17 protein-coding genes are annotated in these 18,012 nt (G+C 38.1%); 14 read left to right on the top strand and 3 right to left on the bottom strand.

Annotation, left to right across the window (positions count from 1 at the left end; translation table 11 throughout):
* Positions 1-59 precede the first annotated feature (59 nt).
* Positions 60-2,027, top strand: coding sequence for a DNA primase (dnaG, locus tag ACFSQ0_RS12550; RefSeq protein WP_379048772.1), 1,968 nt, complete (start codon positions 60-62; stop codon positions 2,025-2,027).
* A gap of 17 nt (positions 2,028-2,044) precedes the next feature.
* Here the strand turns inward: dnaG and nadE are convergent, their stop codons facing one another.
* A complete protein-coding gene (gene nadE, locus ACFSQ0_RS12545) occupies positions 2,045-2,830 on the bottom strand; it encodes an NAD(+) synthase (RefSeq protein WP_379048770.1) in 786 nt (261 codons plus the stop codon).
* 109 nt (positions 2,831-2,939) lie between these two features.
* Here nadE and gldB point away from each other — a divergent pair, with 109 nt between their 5' ends.
* Both gldB and gldC read left to right on the top strand, forming a co-directional pair.
* Positions 2,940-3,911 carry a gliding motility lipoprotein GldB gene (gene gldB / locus ACFSQ0_RS12540; RefSeq protein WP_379048768.1) on the top strand — a complete coding sequence of 324 codons (972 nt, stop codon included), beginning with the start codon at positions 2,940-2,942 and terminating at the stop codon, positions 3,909-3,911.
* Positions 3,911-4,246: a gliding motility protein GldC gene (gldC, locus tag ACFSQ0_RS12535; protein WP_147861472.1), complete on the top strand. Its 336-nt coding sequence runs from the start codon at positions 3,911-3,913 to the stop codon at positions 4,244-4,246. Before gldB ends, gldC begins: the two co-directional genes overlap by 1 nt.
* Positions 4,247-4,251: 5 nt before the next feature.
* On the opposite strand, the gene yihA is transcribed toward gldC, so the two are convergent.
* Both yihA and ACFSQ0_RS12525 read right to left on the bottom strand, forming a co-directional pair.
* On the bottom strand, positions 4,252-4,854 hold the full coding sequence (yihA, locus tag ACFSQ0_RS12530) for a ribosome biogenesis GTP-binding protein YihA/YsxC (protein WP_379048766.1): 603 nt from the start codon (positions 4,852-4,854) through the stop codon (positions 4,252-4,254).
* A 5-nt stretch (positions 4,855-4,859) separates the two neighbouring features.
* The gene (locus ACFSQ0_RS12525) at positions 4,860-5,624 is read right to left on the bottom strand and encodes an alpha/beta fold hydrolase (protein WP_147861470.1); all 765 of its coding nucleotides are present in this window, start codon (positions 5,622-5,624) and stop codon (positions 4,860-4,862) included.
* 285 nt (positions 5,625-5,909) lie between these two features.
* Between ACFSQ0_RS12525 and mraZ the strand changes: the two genes are divergently transcribed.
* From mraZ to ACFSQ0_RS12470, 11 genes are read left to right on the top strand one after another with little or no spacing between them, the layout of a single operon-like run.
* On the top strand, positions 5,910-6,371 hold the full coding sequence (gene mraZ / locus ACFSQ0_RS12520) for a division/cell wall cluster transcriptional repressor MraZ (protein WP_379048839.1): 462 nt from the start codon (positions 5,910-5,912) through the stop codon (positions 6,369-6,371).
* Complete coding sequence (rsmH, locus tag ACFSQ0_RS12515) at positions 6,358-7,263, top strand: 16S rRNA (cytosine(1402)-N(4))-methyltransferase RsmH (RefSeq protein WP_379048764.1); 906 nt, start codon at positions 6,358-6,360, stop codon at positions 7,261-7,263. Before mraZ ends, rsmH begins: the two co-directional genes overlap by 14 nt.
* Positions 7,264-7,280: 17 nt before the next feature.
* Entirely contained in the window at positions 7,281-7,601 is a 321-nt protein-coding gene (locus tag ACFSQ0_RS12510; protein ID WP_147861468.1) for an FtsL-like putative cell division protein, read from the top strand.
* A complete protein-coding gene (locus ACFSQ0_RS12505) occupies positions 7,594-9,561 on the top strand; it encodes a penicillin-binding protein (protein WP_379048762.1) in 1,968 nt (655 codons plus the stop codon). Before ACFSQ0_RS12510 ends, ACFSQ0_RS12505 begins: the two co-directional genes overlap by 8 nt.
* Positions 9,558-11,024 carry a UDP-N-acetylmuramoyl-L-alanyl-D-glutamate--2,6-diaminopimelate ligase gene (locus ACFSQ0_RS12500; protein ID WP_379048761.1) on the top strand — a complete coding sequence of 489 codons (1,467 nt, stop codon included), beginning with the start codon at positions 9,558-9,560 and terminating at the stop codon, positions 11,022-11,024. The genes ACFSQ0_RS12505 and ACFSQ0_RS12500 overlap by 4 nt, the downstream gene beginning before the upstream one ends.
* Positions 11,025-11,026: 2 nt before the next feature.
* Complete coding sequence (gene mraY, locus ACFSQ0_RS12495) at positions 11,027-12,259, top strand: phospho-N-acetylmuramoyl-pentapeptide-transferase (protein WP_379048759.1); 1,233 nt, start codon at positions 11,027-11,029, stop codon at positions 12,257-12,259.
* Positions 12,259-13,599 (top strand): UDP-N-acetylmuramoyl-L-alanine--D-glutamate ligase, encoded by a 1,341-nt coding sequence (murD, locus tag ACFSQ0_RS12490; protein WP_379048757.1) that lies wholly within the window; start codon positions 12,259-12,261, stop codon positions 13,597-13,599. Before mraY ends, murD begins: the two co-directional genes overlap by 1 nt.
* 2 nt (positions 13,600-13,601) lie before the next feature.
* Entirely contained in the window at positions 13,602-14,858 is a 1,257-nt protein-coding gene (locus ACFSQ0_RS12485; RefSeq protein ID WP_379048756.1) for an FtsW/RodA/SpoVE family cell cycle protein, read from the top strand.
* The gene (murG, locus tag ACFSQ0_RS12480) at positions 14,855-15,964 is read left to right on the top strand and encodes an undecaprenyldiphospho-muramoylpentapeptide beta-N-acetylglucosaminyltransferase (RefSeq protein ID WP_379048754.1); all 1,110 of its coding nucleotides are present in this window, start codon (positions 14,855-14,857) and stop codon (positions 15,962-15,964) included. The genes ACFSQ0_RS12485 and murG overlap by 4 nt, the downstream gene beginning before the upstream one ends.
* A complete protein-coding gene (gene murC / locus ACFSQ0_RS12475) occupies positions 15,948-17,300 on the top strand; it encodes a UDP-N-acetylmuramate--L-alanine ligase (RefSeq protein WP_379048752.1) in 1,353 nt (450 codons plus the stop codon). The genes murG and murC overlap by 17 nt, the downstream gene beginning before the upstream one ends.
* Positions 17,290-18,009, top strand: coding sequence for a cell division protein FtsQ/DivIB (locus ACFSQ0_RS12470; protein WP_379048750.1), 720 nt, complete (start codon positions 17,290-17,292; stop codon positions 18,007-18,009). Before murC ends, ACFSQ0_RS12470 begins: the two co-directional genes overlap by 11 nt.
* The last annotated feature ends 3 nt before the right edge of the window (positions 18,010-18,012 follow it).

The following is an 18,012-nucleotide window of genomic DNA, read 5'->3' as shown; positions in this document are numbered from 1 at the left end:
TTTTTTTGTTTCATATTGTTTAATTTTGTCCCGCTTGGCTTCTAAACATCCAATCGCTTATGATTAAAAAATCCACCATCGATCAAGTCTTTGATGCCGCTCGAGTAGAAGAGGTTATTGGCGATTTTGTACAATTAAAAAAATCGGGAAGTAATTTTAAAGGCTTGAGTCCGTTTACAGATGAACGTACTCCCAGTTTTATGGTTTCGCCAGTAAAACAAATCTGGAAAGACTTTAGTAGTGGTAAAGGAGGTAATGTAGTGGCTTTTTTAATGGAGCATGAGCATTTTAACTATCCCGAAGCCATAAAATACTTGGCAAAAAAATATGGGATTGAGATTGAAGAAACCCAGCAAACCGATGAAGAAAAAGCGCAAGCCGACGAACGTGAAAGCCTATTCTTAATCAATGAATTTGCCCGCGATTATTTTGAGCGTATGCTGCACGAAACCCAGTTGGGTAAAAGTATAGGCTTATCTTATTTCAAAGAACGCGGTTTCACTCAAGATACCATCAAGAAATTTCATTTAGGCTATTCGCCAGATGTTTGGGATGCTTTCACACAAGAAGCCATTCAAAAAGGCTATAAACTTGAATTGCTCGAGAAAACCGGTTTGAGTATTGTAAAGGAGAACAAGCAGTTTGACCGATTTAAGGGTCGGGTGATGTTTCCTATTCATTCGATGTCTGGGCGAACACTAGGGTTTGGCGGACGTATTTTGCGTACCGATAAAAAAGCAGCCAAGTACCTCAATTCACCTGAAAGTCCGGTTTATCATAAGAGTCAAGTCCTTTACGGATTGCATTACGCTAAACAAAGTATGGCAAAAGAAGATCGTTGCTATTTGGTAGAAGGCTATACCGATGTCATCCAAATGCATCAAGCGGGTATAGAAAATGTGGTTTCTTCTTCGGGTACGGCTTTGACCGAGCAACAAATACGGTTGATTTTACGACTAACAAAGAACATTACCGTTCTGTTTGACGGGGATGAAGCAGGTATGCGAGCCGCTTTACGCGGAATTGATCTAATTCTAGCGCAAGGACTTAATGTTAAAGTATGTACTTTCCCAGAAGGAGAAGACCCCGATAGTTTTGCACGAAAGCATCCTACCGAAGATATTAAAGCCTTTTTAAATAATAAAGCCCAAGATTTCATCAGTTTTAAAGCCTCTTTGCTGATGAAAGAAAGCGCTAACGATCCCATTCAAAAAGCCGCTACCATTCGCGATATGGTTGAAAGTATCGCAAAAATACCCGACCGTATTCAGCAAGAGATATACCTGCAAGAGTGCTCGCGCATCATGGATATTTCAGAGAATGTTTTGTATAGTTCGTTAGCCCAGTTAACCGCGGGTCAATCTAGAAAAGCCAAACATAAGCCTCAGCAGGCACCGGCGCCATCGGGTGGTATGCAGGTAGTCAAAGAACAAGCCCAGCAAACCAAGGTAAATAGACAACACGAACTAGAAAAGCATATCATTCACCTTTTACTGCATTATGGCGCAGCCGAAGGTGAGTTTAAAGAAACCTATATAGAAGAAGATGAAGACGGAGAGGAGTTTTTAAAAACTGAACAGGTGAGCCGCAAAGTATACGAGAAAATTTATTTAGATCTGCAAGAAGATGAGATTGAGTTTACCCATCCCGTATTTAAAGCGATCTATCAAAAGTTAATCGATACACTCAACCAAACCACAAGCCTAGATATTGCTGCTTTTATTAGAGAGCTAGAGCCGGAGCACGCGCAATTGGTAAGTTCATTGGTTATGAACCAAGAGAAAAACTTGCTTAGCCGTTGGGAAGATCAAAACATTTTTGTGCGAGATATTCAAGAATTGGAGCCTCTGGAGGTAGAGCAAACCATTTTGCATTTGCGCAATTTATTGGTGCAGAAAAAAGTGCAGGAGTTAATGCAGGAAGTTTTGCAAAATAGAGCTAACCACCATGCCAATATCCTTGAGGATATCAACGATTATAACGGTTTAAAAAAGATGATTGCCGATAAATTAAACCGGGTGATTTAAAAACGCATAGGTAATAATTACTTTAAATGTGGTGGAATGTTACAAACCGGTATAGGATTAATTTTATGCAAATTGGCCCGATTTAACCGAGTATAAATATTTAATACAGTTTCTTGTCTTGGGGTTAACTTATGATTTGTTGGGTTGGCGGTATATGCCATAGCCCATTCGAGCTCGTCATAACTCGCACCAAGTTGATCTTCATCGGTTCGGCTGTCTCCAAAAAGTCCGTCGGTAGGTGCTGCTTTTAGAATACTCGGTGCTACGTTAAGGTATTCTCCCAGCGCATAAACTTCGCTTTTAAGTAAATCGGCAATAGGGCTAAGGTCTACACCACCATCGCCATATTTGGTAAAAAAGCCTACACCAAAATCTTCAATTTTGTTTCCAGTACCCGCCACAAGATAGCCGTGTAAACCTGCGAAGTAATATAAGGTGGTCATGCGCAAACGAGCTCTAGTATTGGCAAGCGTTAAAGCGAGTTGGTCGGTGTCGGGTGTGCTAGGAAAACTATTTTTAAGGCTTTCGAAACTTGGGGTTAAATCGACTTCGAGCGAACTAACGTTACTAAATTCTCTTTTAAGGTTTTGAATGTGTTCTTTCCCGCGTTGCATTTGGCTAGCCGCTTGGTGTATTGGCATTTCAATACATAAAGTACGCAAACCTGTTTGCGCACATAAAGTTGAAGTTACGGCAGAGTCAATACCGCCGCTAATACCTACAACAAAGCCATTGGTTTTTGCTTGTGTACTATAATTTTTAAGCCAATTTACAATGTGTTGAGCTACCTTATCTGTTTGCATAGTCGCTGGGTTTTTAGAGAAATTAAACTACCTTTGCCCCAAAAATAAGGCGAAAAATTTAGGAATAAAATTATATCGCTTTTAATGCGAAAAAACAAACCTATTGTTTATGATTAAATCCAGGTATCTTTTGCTAATTGTAGTGTTGCTGCTTGTAAGTTGTAATCGGGAATCAGCGGTAGAACAGGCGATAGAGGAAATAGATATTTCGGTGCAAATCGATCGGTTCGATTTGGCATTTGGTAAGGCAACCCCAGAAGATTTGCCGCGCTTAAAAAGAGATTATCCGTTTTTGTTTCCAGAGCGTTTTCACGATTCAGTTTGGGTAAATATGATGCGCGATACCATTAACCAAGAACTGCACGCCGAGGTTAAGAAAGCTTTTCCCGTTATGCAGGAAGAGGCAGAAGATATTGCTCATCTGTTTAAGCATTTTAAATATTATTTTCCTGGTTTTGAAGCGCCGCGAGTAGTAGGCATTACTTCAGAAGTTGATTATAAAAACAAGGTAGTGGTTAGTGATAGCTTAATGCTGATTGCGTTAGACACCTATTTAGGTGAAGATCATTTCTTTTATGACGGTTTACAGGTTTTTCTAAAGAAAAATTTTAAAAGTGAAATGTTGCTGAGTGATATAGCTGGGAGTTATGCCCGCCAATTAGTGCCTAAGCCTAAGGGTAGAACTTTTTTAGAGCAGATGCTGTATTATGGCAAGCAATTGTACCTTAAAGATTTGGTGATACCGCATACCAAAGAGGCTTACCGTATAGGATATACTTTAGATGAAATGCAGTGGGCACATAACAATGAAGCGCAAATCTGGAAATATTTTTTACAAAAAGAGTTGCTCTACGATACCGATGTGCAATTGCGAGAGCGTTTCATTAACATCGCACCCTTTAGTAAATTTTACTTGCAGCTCGATCAGGAAAGTCCGCCTCAATTGGGGCAGTATATCGGCTGGCAAATCGTTCGGCAATTTGCCGAAAAGCATCCCGATATTAGTTTAAAGCAGGTTTTGCAATTGCCGGCTCAAAAATTATTTCAAGAATCAAATTATAAACCTAGAAAACCAGAATAATGAGTACAAAACAGTCTGAAATAAAAATACATGTTGAGGTAGATGAAAATAATGTGCCAGAGTCTTTACATTGGAGTGCAGAAGACGGGGGCGTGCGTCATGCACAATCTAAAGCTATGATGCTTTCTTTGTGGGACAGTCAAAAGCAGGAAACCCTGCGAATAGATCTTTGGACTAAAGATATGCCGGTAGACGAAATGAAGGTGTTTTTTCATCAAACGCTAGTAGCTATGAGCGATACTTTTTATCGTGCTACAGATGACGAAAAGATGATGGAAACTATGAAAGATTTTTGTGATTATTTTGCTGAAAAACTTGAACTTAAAAAGGAGTAAGTAGCTTAGTCAGTTAAACTTTGATTAATCTCATCTATATAATTTAACAAATCCTCACCACCCATTTTCTTTGATGAAGAAGTGAGAAAATACGGAGGTATTTCTTCCCAGTATTGCAGTAAAACAGATTTATAGTGCCCAATGTTTTTTTCTATTGCATTGGGCTTTAATTTATCAAGCTTCGTAAACACAATACTAAATGGAATTTGATGCTCACCTAGCCAAATCATAAAGTCTAAATCAATAGGCTGTGGTTCGTGTCTGGCATCAACCAAAACAAAAGCAGATACCAGTTGCTTACGTTCTTTAAAATAATCGGTAATAAACTTTTGAAAGGTTTTCTTAGCTTTTTTGCTAACGCGAGCATATCCGTAACCAGGCAAATCTACCAAATGCCAAGTTTTATTGATTAAAAAGTGGTTAATCAATTGCGTTTTACCAGGTCTTCCCGATGTTTTAGCCAAGTTTTTACGCTGGGTTAGCATATTGATGAGAGAAGATTTTCCTACATTACTGCGCCCAATAAAAGCATATTCAGGTAATTGGCTAGCCGGGCATTTTTTTACTTGGCTATTGCTCATTACAAATTCTGCAGAGGTAATCTTCATATAAATTATATGGATTTTGCTTTTAACCAGTCGTGTAAAATGGTATTGAAGGTATCGGGGTGCTCCATCATTGCCGCATGCCCGCACTTGTCTATCCAAAATAAATCAGAATTGGGTAGTAATTCATTAAACTCAACCGCTACTTCGGGCGGAGTAACATTATCTTGTTTTCCCCAAATGATGCAAGTAGGCGTTTTCATTTTAGGCAAATCTTTAGCCATATTGTGACGTATAGCCGATTTTGCAATGGCTAGAGTACGTATTAATTTATTTTTATCGTTCACGGTATTGAATACGTCGTCTACGATTTCTTTTGTGGCAACCTTAGGATCATAAAAAACATTCTCAGCTTTTTTCTTTATAAACTCATAATCACCTCTTCTGGGGTAACTTTCTCCCATAGCGCTCTCGTATAAACCTGAACTTCCTGTGATTACCAGGGCCTTAACCCTTTCGGGAAATTTTTTAGTGGCTAATAAACCAATGTGGCCGCCAAGGGAGTTTCCAAGCAAAATAACTTCAGACCAGCCTTTGTGATCTATAAAATCTTTTAAGTATTTCGCAAATGAATTAATATTGGTTTTAAGCAATGATAAAGTGTAAAGTGGTAATTCTGGAATTACTACTTTATAACCCTGTTTTGGGAAATAGTTGGCTACTCCGTCAAAATTACTTAATCCGCCCATGAGGCCGTGTAAAATCACGATGGGAGTTCCTTCCCCTAATTCTATATACTTAAACTTGCCTTCGGTTTTGATGTCTTGTTCCATGCACTAGTCTTGCTGTTAGCGTTAGCAAATATAGGTATTATTGTTAAAAACAATCTACTTTTAAAAGAAACCTAAGGCTAAAGGTACTGTTAATTGTGGCAATTTTAAAATCCAAAATCTAAAATAAGCCTTAAAATTTGGCTTTATGCTCCACAATTTCCCACTCGTTTAAATACCGTAAATTATGGCTTAAGGCTTTAAGTTTCAAAAACTTATTAACAATGTGGAGAAATGTGGTAAAAAGTGGATAAAAATTCAATATATTTGACTATTCAAATCGATTTAATGCTTCATTTAACCGGGACATACGAGTGTAAAATAGACGCCAAGGGTAGGCTAATGCTACCTGCAGCGCTAAAAAAGCAGTTGTTGCCCGAAATAGAAGATGGCTTTGTTTTAAAGCGTGCTGTATTTGATCAATGCTTAGAACTTTACCCGATGAGTGAGTGGAAAGAAATGATGTTGAAGATTAATAAGCTGAATCGGTTTAAGAAAAAGAACAACGATTTTATAAGACGATTTACGGCCGGTGTGAAGATCATAGAGGTAGACGCTGCAGGTCGTTTATTGGTGCCAAAAGACTTATTTAATTTTGCAGGATTGCAAAAAGAAGTGGTGCTTTCATCGCAGATGACTATCGTTGAATTGTGGGATAAGAAAAAGTATGAACAGGTTATTGGTAATTCTGCAGATGATTTTGCCAGTCTAGCCGAAGAAGTAATGGGAGATCGAGATGAGCAATTATGAATATCATAAACCCGTATTGTTGCACCAAACCGTAGATGGTTTGGCAATAGACCCTAGCGGTACATATGTAGATGTAACCTTTGGGGGTGGTGGTCATTCAAAAGAGATTTTGAATCGGCTAAACGACCAAGGGAGGCTCTTTGCTTTTGATCAGGATGCAGACGCGCAAGCCAATGCATTAGAGGATAGTCGCTTTACCTTAATACCAGAGAATTTTAGGTATATCAAGCGTTTTTTACGCTTTTATGGGGTTAAAAAAGTAGATGGTATTCTTGGTGATTTTGGCGTTTCATCTCATCAATTTAATGAAGCTGAACGCGGATTTTCTACGCGTTTTGATGGGCGATTAGATATGCGTATGAATCAGAATGATAGTTTGTCGGCTTACCAAGTGATTAATACGTATGATGAAGAGCAGTTGAGAGACATGTTTTACGCTTACGCCGATTTGAAAAATGCTCCTAAACTTGCAAGAACAATCGTAGCGGCTAGGAAAGATGCGCCAATCGTTACTTCGCAACAATTAAATGATTTGTTGACCCCTTTATTGTTTAGGGGAAAGGAGTTTAAAATTTTAGCGCAAATTTATCAAGCTATTAGAATCGAGGTAAATCAGGAAATCGAAGCTTTAAAAGAATTTTTATTGCAAACGCCAGAATTGTTAAACCCAGGCGGTCGTATTAGTTTGATATCTTATCATTCGTTAGAAGATCGTTTGGTAAAGCGATTTATAAGAAATGGCTTGTTTCAAGGTGAGCCTGAGAAAGATATGTTTGGGCGTGTTGAGGTGCCGTTTAAGAAGGTAGGAAAATTAATAGTGCCTACCCCACAAGAGGTGCAAGAAAACAATCGGGCAAGAAGTGCAAAACTTAGAGTAGGCGTGCGTTTATAAGTTAAATAGCAGGAGGTATGAGTAGAGAGCGGGTGTATGATTTTTTGCGAGGCAAGTTTCTCTTAAGTGAAGAGGCAAGTAAACACTGGTGGTTTATTATTTTTTGTACGCTATTGGCTTTAATAATGATTGCTTCTTCGCATAGTGCAGAGCGAAAAGTGCATCTCATAGCAAAAATGAATAATGAAGTGCGTGAATTGAGAAGTGAGTCTATAGCGGCTAAAAAAAATTTAATGACTTTAAAGATGAAGTCTACTTTAGAAGAGAAATTAAAAAATACAGGGGTGGGGCCAGCAAAAAATCCGCCCAAAAAAATAATCGTTTATTTGAATGACTAACGAAAAGCAAATAACCAATCGAATTATAGTTGTAGCAAGCTTTATGCTTATTTTTGCTATAGGGGTAGGGTATAAGCTTTTTGAAATACAGGTAGTAGAAGGAGAAAAATACAGAGACCTATCTGAAAAACGCATTTTTAAGAATTTTGAAATTCCAGCAAATCGAGGTAATCTTTATGACAGTAACGGTCACCTTCTGGCCACTTCTGTGCCCGAGTATGATATCCGATTTGACGCTGTTACTGTATCCGAAGAAAATTTCAATAAAAATTTACGTCCGCTGGCTAAAGCTCTAGGTAAATTATTCAATCGGCCTGCCAGCCATTATATCAATAAATTAAAAGAAGCTCGGAATACCAAAAACAGGTACTATCTAGTAGCCCGTGGGGTGAGCTATACCCAATATGTTCAACTACGGGAATTCCCTATGTTTAATTTGGGGGCTTTTAAAGGCGGATTTATTGCCGAGCAGCGAACGGTTAGAGAGCTGCCGTTAGGTAAAATAGGTGAACGTACAGTAGGTAGAGGTCAAGCCGGATTAGAGGGAGCTTACAATGAGTATTTGCAAGGGAAAAACGGAAGACGTTTAAAACAGAAGATAGCCAAAGGGCAATGGAAACCTATTGGAGATGCAAACGAACTAGAACCACAAGATGGTCTAGATGTGTACTCTACCATAGATATCAATATGCAAGATGTGGCGCATCACGCTCTGTTGAGGCAATTAGAAAAGTATGAAGCGCACCACGGAACAGTGGTGGTTATGGAGACCAAAACAGGCGAGATTAAAGCCATGGCCAATTTAGCACGAACCAGTCTAGGGACTTATTATGAAAAACGTAATTATGCCGTATGGGAAGCGCAGGAACCTGGCTCTACATATAAACTAATGACTTTAGTGGCAGCGCTTGAAGATAAGGTGGTAGATACCAGTGACGTGTTTGATACCGATGGCGGAAAGGTTTTATACTATGATCGTGCGGTGAGGGATTCTCGTTTTGGAGGTTACGGAAAGATTTCGGTGGCCCGAGCTTTTGAGGTTTCTTCTAACACTGTTTTTTCAAAGTTTATAACTCAAGGCTATCAGCATAATCCAGAAAAATTGGTTAATCGTTTAAGTTATATGGGCTTGAATGATCGTATTGGTCTTGATATTAAGGGAGAAGGAAAACCTCATATACCGCATCCAGATGACGCAAATTGGTACGGTACTACACTCCCCTGGATGTCTTTTGGTTATGGAGTAACTATAACCCCCTTGCAAACACTTAGCTTTTATAATGCTATAGCTAATGATGGTTTAATGGTAAAACCACGTTTGATTAAACAAGTAAAAGACAAAGACCGGTTGGTGGCGCATTACCAACAACCTGAGGTGAGGAACACCATTTGTTCAAAAGAGACCGCTGCTAAAGTGAAAAAGTTAATGGAGAATACGGTGAAAAAGGGTACCGCAACCAATATTTATAGCAAGGAGTTTTCAATGGCGGGTAAAACCGGAACTTGCTTAACGAATTATGGTTCAAACCAAAAAGAAAAAGAATATATCGCTTCTTTTGTAGGGTATTTCCCTACAGAACAACCTAAGTACTCTTGCATTGTTGTTATTACAAAACCCAATAGAAAATTAGGCTATTATGGAAGTACCGTTGCGGCTCCTGTTTTCAAAGAAATCGCACATGCGATTCATACCGATACGCCTATCACTAAAGAATTTGAATCGCTTGAAGTAGAAAACAAAAAAGTAAAACAAGAATTTGAGCAATATTATACGACGGCACAAAAGTTTAAAACCAAAGTGCCTAAAGTTATTGGTATGCCAGCAATGGATGCTGTGGCTCTGTTAGAAAATTTAGGTCTTCGTGTAGTTTTAAAAGGTACTGGAGAAGTGAAAAAGCAGTCGTTAGAGGCTTATACTGATGTTAAACCCAATCAAACCATTTATTTATTAACAAGTTGATTACCTTAAAAGACATATTATATGGTGTGCCCATTGAGAGCACAAAAGGCAATACCCAAATAGCCATTACAAACTTGCATTTTGATAGCCGCAAGGTAGAGCTTAATGATGTTTTCGTGGCCATAAAGGGCACCGAAGTCGACGGGCATAAGTTTATCGAAAAAGCGGTTAATCAAGGCGCAATTGCAGTGGTTTGTGAGGTTTTTCCAGAACAGATACAGGGAGGAGTAACCTATATTCAAGTAGCAGATTCAAAAAAAGCATTAGCCATAATAGCTAATAATTATTATGATTCGCCCTCAAAGAAAATAAAGTTAATTGGAGTGACGGGTACCAATGGTAAAACAACCGTATCAAGTTTGTTGTACCAAATGTTTAAAAATGCCGGTTATGCTGTAGGGCTTATCTCAACCATCAAAATTATGGTTGATGAAGAGGAGTATTCAACAAAGTTGACTACCCCAGATTCTATTACCATAAACAAACATTTGGCCGCTATGGTTGATGCTGGTGTAAATTATTGTTTTATGGAGGTAAGCTCACATGGTATAGCTCAACACCGTACGGCAGGTCTGCATTTTGCCGGAGGTATATTTACCAATTTATCACACGACCATTTAGACTATCACAAGACTTTTGCTGAGTATAGAGATGTTAAAAAGCAATTCTTTGATGAATTAGATAAAAGTGCTTTCGCTATTACTAATATAGACGATAAGAATGGCTTATTTATGTTGCAAAATACGCCAGCAAAAAAATATACCTATGCCCTTAAAACACTTGCCGATTATAAAGTTCAAATTTTAGAAAATGAATTTACTGGCTTATTGCTTAAATTGAATAATCAAGAAGTGTGGACTACCTTAATCGGTGCTTTCAATGCTTATAATATAGCAGCGATTTTTGCGACGGCCGATTTATTAGGTATACCTGTTTTAGAGAACCTAAAACAAATCAGTAAACTTAAAGCGGTTAACGGGAGGTTTCAATATGTGGTATCACCAAAGCAAAAAGTTACCGCTATAGTAGATTATGCCCACACCCCCGATGCACTTAAGAATGTGCTACAAACCATTAATTCTATACGTAGTAATAATGAAAGTTTAATAACGGTGGTTGGTTGTGGCGGAGATCGCGACAAAACTAAGCGTCCCGTGATGGCTCAAGTCGCTACGGCTAGTAGCAATAGGGTTATTTTTACGAGTGATAATCCCAGAACCGAAGACCCCGATACAATAATTGAAGAGATGCAGGTTGGGGTAGAGCCCCAAAATATTGGCAAATGCTTAGCCATTACTCAAAGAAAAGAAGCGATTAAAACCGCTTGTGTGTTGGCTCAAGATGGAGATATTATTTTAATTGCCGGAAAGGGTCATGAAACTTATCAAGAAATAAATGGCGTAAGAACTGATTTTGACGATTTAAAAGTCGTACAAGAATTTTTAATACAACTAAAGAAATAACTATGCTATATTATTTATTTGCATATCTAGAACAGCATTTCGACTTCCCTGGCGAACAACTTTATCAATTCCTTTCGTTTAGGGCCAGTTTGGCTATTTTATTTTCTTTGTTGATCTCAACTATCTTCGGTAAAAGGATTATCAAGTACCTTTTAAGGAAACAAGTGGGTGAAAGGGTACGTGAATTAGGACTTGAGGGTCAGGCCGAAAAAGCAGGAACTCCTACTATGGGAGGACTCATCATTATCTTAGCTACTCTTATACCGGTGCTTTTATTTGCAAAATTAGACAACATTTATGTAATCCTCTTGATTGTGGCCACCCTTTGGATGGGAGCAATAGGTTTTCTAGATGATTATATCAAAACATTTAAACAAAATAAAGAAGGCTTGCAGGGCAAGTTTAAGGTGATTGGGCAAGTTGGTTTAGGTATTATAATTGGGGCTACCATGTACCTACATCCCGATATAACGGTTAGGTCTAGTGTTTTATCAGAAACAAAATCTGTGCAAACCAATAAAGCCCAGGAGGGTCAACCTCAAATACAAGAGGTGAAAAGCACTACTACAACCATTCCATTTGTAAAAGATAATGAGTTTGACTATTCGAGCTTGATTAGTTGGATTAATCCGAGTTACAAAAAATATGCATGGCTGATTTTTATTCCTATTGTGATTTTTATTGTTACCGCTGTTTCTAACGGAGCCAATTTGACTGATGGAATAGACGGACTAGCAGCAGGTTCTTCGGCCATTATTGTTCTTACATTGGGGATTTTTGCTTGGGTATCGGGTAACGTTATTTTCTCAGAATATCTGGATGTCATGAATATTCCTAGATCTGGTGAAATGACCATTTTTATAACTGCTTTTGCAGGAGCATTGGTTGGTTTTTTATGGTACAATACTTATCCCGCTCAGGTTTTTATGGGTGATACCGGCAGTTTAACCATTGGAGGCGTTATAGCCGTTTTGGCCATCGCCACGCGTAAGGAATTATTAATACCTCTATTATGTGGTATTTTTCTTATTGAAAACCTCTCGGTAGTATTACAGGTAGCTTGGTTTAAATACACCAAGAAAAAAACAGGAGTGGGGAGACGAATTTTCTTAATGTCACCCCTGCATCACCACTATCAAAAGAAGGGAATCCACGAAAGTAAAATTGTAGTTCGTTTTTGGGTAGTAGGTATATTTTTAGCCATTTTAACCATTGTAACCTTAAAGATAAGATAATGCAAAAGAGACTCGTTATATTGGGTGCTGGAGAAAGCGGAATGGGAGCTGCTCTTTTAGGGAAAAAAGAGGGGTATGAAGTTTTTGTATCTAGTTTGCAGACTATTGAAATGCGCTATAAACAAGTTTTACAACAAGAAGATATTGCATTCGAAGAAGATCAGCACAGTATAGAACGCTTGCTTAAAGCCGATCTGGTGATGAAAAGTCCAGGGATTCCTGAGGATGCTCCAGTGGTGGTAAAACTAAGAGAAGCTAGAATTAAGGTTATTTCAGAAATTGAGTTTGCTAGTTTGCATACACACGCTATGCTCATCGGTATAACCGGAAGCAACGGTAAAACTACGGTTACTTCTTGGATTCATTATATTTTACAAAATGCTGGGATAGATGCTGTTCTTGCTGGGAATATTGGCGATAGTTTTGCCAAAAATGTAGCCCGTAAAAGTAATAATTGTTATGTGTTAGAATTGAGTAGCTTTCAGCTTGACGGAATAGAGACTTTTAAGCCTCATATAGCCGTTTTAACCAATATAACTCCCGATCATCTCGACCGCTATCACAATCAATTTGAATCTTATATCGCAGCTAAATTTCGCATTGTAAAAAATCAAACACAACAGGATTATTTTATTTATGATGCCGATGACCCCGTGATTAATAAATGGTTGTCTCAGCACGAAATTAAATCTATAAAAATCCCCTTAAGTTCTAAGGAGCTATCGGGTAATGGAGCTTTTTTAAAAGACGATGAGCTTCATATCAAAATAAACGAATCACATTTTACTATGGCTCAAGATGATATCGCCTTAAAAGGAATTCACAATACAAAAAACGCGATGGCAGCCTCTGCAGTGGCACAACTTTTAAAAATAAGAAAACAAACGATTAAAGAAAGTTTACAGCGTTTTCACGGAGTAGAGCACAGGTTAGAGCGTGTGATTAATAAAAATAAAGTAACCTATATCAACGATTCTAAGGCAACTAACATCAATGCCACCTATTATGCATTAGATAGTGTTAAAGCCGATACGATCTGGATTGTAGGAGGCGTAGACAAGGGCAACGACTATACAGAATTACTGCCGCTAGTGAACGAAAAGGTAAAAGCGATTGTTTGCTTGGGGGTAGATAACCAAAAAATAATAAACTCGTTTAACAACTGTGTAGATACCATAGTTGAAACCCGAGATATGCAAGAAGCTGTAGACCAAGCTTTCAATTTGGCAAATCCTGGCGATACGGTTTTGTTATCGCCTGCTTGTGCTAGTTTTGATCTTTTTAAAAATTATGAAGACCGAGGGAATCAGTTTAAAGAAGCAGTGTTAAAATTAAAATAATAGTGAGCGCTAAAAAGAATAACATAAAGCAATTTCATTTCTTTCACCTTTTAAAAGGGGATAAGCTTATATGGGCTGTTGTAGTGTTATTGGGGTTGTTTTCTTTTATTCCCGTATATAGTGCAAGTAGTAATTTGGCCTATATCTATGGCAATGGAAATACTTTGAGCTTTTTGTTGAATCATCTTGCCCACTTGCTTATTGGCTTTTTCTTGATATTTGCGGTGAGTAAAATTCCATACAATTACTTTAAAGGCTTGTCGGTGCTAGCCTTGCCTTTAGTTGTTATTCTACTGGTTTATACGCTCTTTCAAGGAACTACCATTGATGGTGCCAATGCAAGTAGATGGATCAAAATTCCGTTAATCAATAAAACCTTTCAGACTTCTACGGCTGCATCGGTTATCTTAATGGTATTTGTGGCGCGTTATTTATCTAAAATAGCCGATAAAGAAATCACTTTTAAATCGAGTATGATACATTTATGGCTTCCGGTAGCTGCTGTTTTGGTACTTATTTTACCAGCCAATTTTAGTACGACCGCCATTTTATTTGCGATGGTACTCATGCTGGTGGTGGTTGGAGGCTATCCGTTGAAATATGTTGGAATTATATTGTTAGCTGGCATAATTGTTTTAAGTGTTTTTATGTTATCCGCAAAAGCCTTTCCAGGTTTGTTTCCTAACCGCGTAGATACTTGGATTAGTAGGGTTGAAAATTTTGCCAGTGCAGATGACAAAGAAATTTATCAAGTTGAAAAGGCCAAAATAGCCATCGCTAGAGGAGGTGTTTTTGGGGTAGGTGTAGGTAAAAGTGTACAGCGTAATTTCTTGCCACAGTCGTCATCAGATTTTATTTATGCGATAATTGTTGAAGAAATGGGGCTCGTAGGCGGATTTCTGGTACTATTCGCTTATTTACTCATATTATTTAGACTGGTGGTTGTAGCTATAAAAGCCCCCAGTATATTTGGTAAACTATTGATAATTGGCGTTGGATTACCTATTGTTTTTCAAGCTCTGATTAATATGGGAGTGGCTACCGAGTTATTTCCGGTAACGGGGCAAACCCTACCTTTAGTTAGTAGTGGTGGGTCTTCTATATGGATGACTTGTGTGGCTTTAGGAATGGTACAAAGTGTGTGTGCAAAACGCGAATCGTTAAGGAATAAAACCGATATACAAGATCAACAAGACGATGTAAAATCGGGATATAATCAAGAAGAGAATCCATTGGAAATACTAAGCGAAACCCTATGAAGCCGTTACGAATCATATTGTCAGGAGGAGGAACAGGCGGGCATATTTATCCCGCTATAGCCATAGCGAATGAGCTTCAGGTTCGTTATCCAGAAGCTGAATTTTTATTTGTAGGCGCCAAGGATAAAATGGAAATGCAAAAAGTGCCACAAGCAGGATACGCCATAAAAGGATTATGGATTAGCGGTATCCAGCGTAAGCTGAGTTTAGACAACCTAAGTTTCCCGTTTAAATTATTAAGTAGTTTATCGGCTTCTAGAAAAATTTTAAAAACTTTTAAGCCGCATGTTGCCATTGGCACGGGAGGATTTGCCAGCGGACCTTTATTAAAAATGGCCAGTATGATGCAAGTACCCAGCTTAATTCAAGAGCAAAACTCTTACGCTGGTATTACCAATAAATGGCTAGGGAAATCTGTAGATAAAATTTGTGTGGCTTATCCTGATATGCAGCGGTATTTTCCCTTATCAAAAATAGTTTATACCGGAAACCCAATCCGTAAAGAAATTACTTGTATTAGTGTTTCAAAATCTGAAGCTTTAGTTAAACTAGGTTTAAATCTGCAACAGCCAGTACTTCTTGTATTGGGTGGTAGTTTAGGCTCAAAACGTATCAACCAAGAAATCGCTAAAAATGTAGAATGGTTTGCACAATTAGGTTTACAGGTAGTTTGGCAAACCGGTAAATTATATTTTGAGCAATATAAGCATTTAACTAGCCAAAGCGTGCGGGTAGTGCCTTTTATAGAAGAAATGAGTATGGCTTATGCTGCAGCAGATTTTATTGTTTCTCGCGCAGGTGCAGGTGCTGTTAGTGAATTAAGTGTGGTAGGAAAACCAACGCTATTTATACCTTCTCCTAATGTAGCAGAAGATCATCAAACCAAAAATGCCGAAGCTGTGGCACAACAAAAAGCTGCATTATATATCAAAGAGAAAGATTTAGAGACTAAGTTTCAAGAAGTTCTTTCTGAATTGGTACAAGATGAACACAAACAACGCGAATTGAGTTTTAATTTTAAGCAGTTAGCAAAACCTCATGCGGCCGCACAAATAGTAGATGAAATTGAACAATTAATACAAGAAAAGTATGGTGAACTTTCGTAACATAGAAAACCTTTATTTTTTAGGTATCGGCGGTATAGGGATGAGCGCCCTGGCACGTTATTATGCCGGTGGTAAATATAAGGTTTATGGTTATGATAGTACTCGTACCCAACTTACTCAAGAGTTAGAGGATGAAGGTGCTCAAGTAGTTTACCACGAAGAGGCTGGCTTAAGTCTGTTGCAAGGTTTAAGTAAAGCCAATACATTAGTGGTGTTTACCCCAGCCGTGGCTAAAACTAACATAATATTGTCTTATGCCCAGACCAACCAATTTCCCATTCTAAAACGAGCTCAACTCTTAGGGGAGATTACAAAAAATCACCCTACGTTGGCTGTTGCCGGTACACATGGTAAAACCACTACTACTAGTATTTTAGCACATATTCTTAAAGTAGCAGAGGTACGTTTGACGGCCTTTTTAGGTGGTATTACCGAAAATTACAATACCAATTATTTAAACGAGGGCAACGAGGCAATTGTGGTTGAAGCCGATGAATTTGATCGCTCATTCATGCATCTAAGTCCGAGTATCGCTGGCATTACAAGTTTAGATGCCGATCATCTCGATATTTATAAAAATAAAGCGTCATTAGAAGTTAGTTACCGCGCATTTATTTCTAAGATAGAGCAGCCCGAAAACTGTTTTAAAATAGAAGGATTAGCAATACCAGGGCAGCCGGTAGGGTTTTCGGCTACTTGTGTTTATCAAATTCTTCAGTATACCGTGCGTGAGGGCAAGTATATTTTTGATTTTAAAACACCCAATGGGGTTTTACGGGATCTTGAATTTGCTTTGCCAGGTAGGCATAATTTATTAAATGCAGCACTAGCAATGGCCATGGCTCTGCATTTTGGGGTAGCACCTAAGCATATGGCATCAGCACTAAGAAGCTTTAAAGGAATTAAAAGGAGGTTTAGCATTCATTGCCATAAACCCCGTGTATTAATAGAGGATTACGCGCATCATCCTCAAGAAATTAAAGCGATGCATCAGGCGGTAAGCGAGATGTACCCTAATAAGCGATGTTTAGCTGTTTTTCAGCCGCATTTATATTCTAGAACACAAGACTTTGCCACAGAATTTCAGGAAAGTTTGGCAGCTTTTGATGAAGTATTGTTATTGCCAATTTACCCTGCACGCGAGCAAGCCATCCCTGGAGTAAACAGTGAGATGCTACTTTCGGATATAGAAAATGTGCAAAAAAAATGCATTCAAAAAACCGATTTAGTTTCGGAAGTGCTTCAGTCGGATGCCGAGGTGGTTATATTATTAGGAGCAGGAGATATAGGGCTAGAAGCCGAAAAAATTAAAAAAGCGTTAAAACGTGAAAATTAATTGGAATTACATAAAAGGCTTTGCATTATTGAGTTTGATTGTGTTTCTGTACGGATTTACACAGCAGCGTAACCATGCTAGAAAATTCGATCAATTGCAGGTAGTTTTTGTTAAGGATAGCGAAAAGTTTATCAGCGCCAAAGAGATAGAAAAAATTGTTTTACAAAATGAAAAATCTATTGATAAAATACCTAAAGATAGTTTAGATTTGAAAGTTTTAGAAAAACGTATAGACGAACATCCGTTGGTTAAAAACGCAGAGGTGTATCTAACTGTAAATGGGGATGTTAACGTTGAAGTGCAACAAAGAAAACCATTGGCTAGAGTGTATGCTAATGCATCATTTTATATCGATGAAGATGCTAATAAGATGCCATTATCAAAAAACCATACGGCTAGAGTGCCCATTGTGAAGTATTCTGGGCAACAAGATTTAGGTTATGTGCGGGGTTTATTAAAAGAAATTAATCAAGATAGTTTTTTAAAACATCAGGTTGTTTCGATAGAGGTAGATCAAAAAAAAGAGATTCGATTTTATGTGCGTGGTTATGATTTTGAAACTATCTTAGGGGATAGTACAGCGCTAGCAGAGAAATTAAGAAAATTTAAGGCGTTTTATAAAACCGCATTTATAAATAAAAAGTTGGAGCAGTACGAGAGTATAAAATTAAATTACAAACAGCAAGTAGTTGCTACCAAAAAGGTATAGAAA

Origin of the sequence: Mesonia sediminis (assembly GCF_042684705.1) — a bacterium.
Classification (GTDB): domain Bacteria; phylum Bacteroidota; class Bacteroidia; order Flavobacteriales; family Flavobacteriaceae; genus Mesonia; species Mesonia sediminis.
The sequence above is the reverse complement of the archived record's forward strand: the minus strand, read 5'-3'. Positions and strand labels throughout refer to the sequence as shown.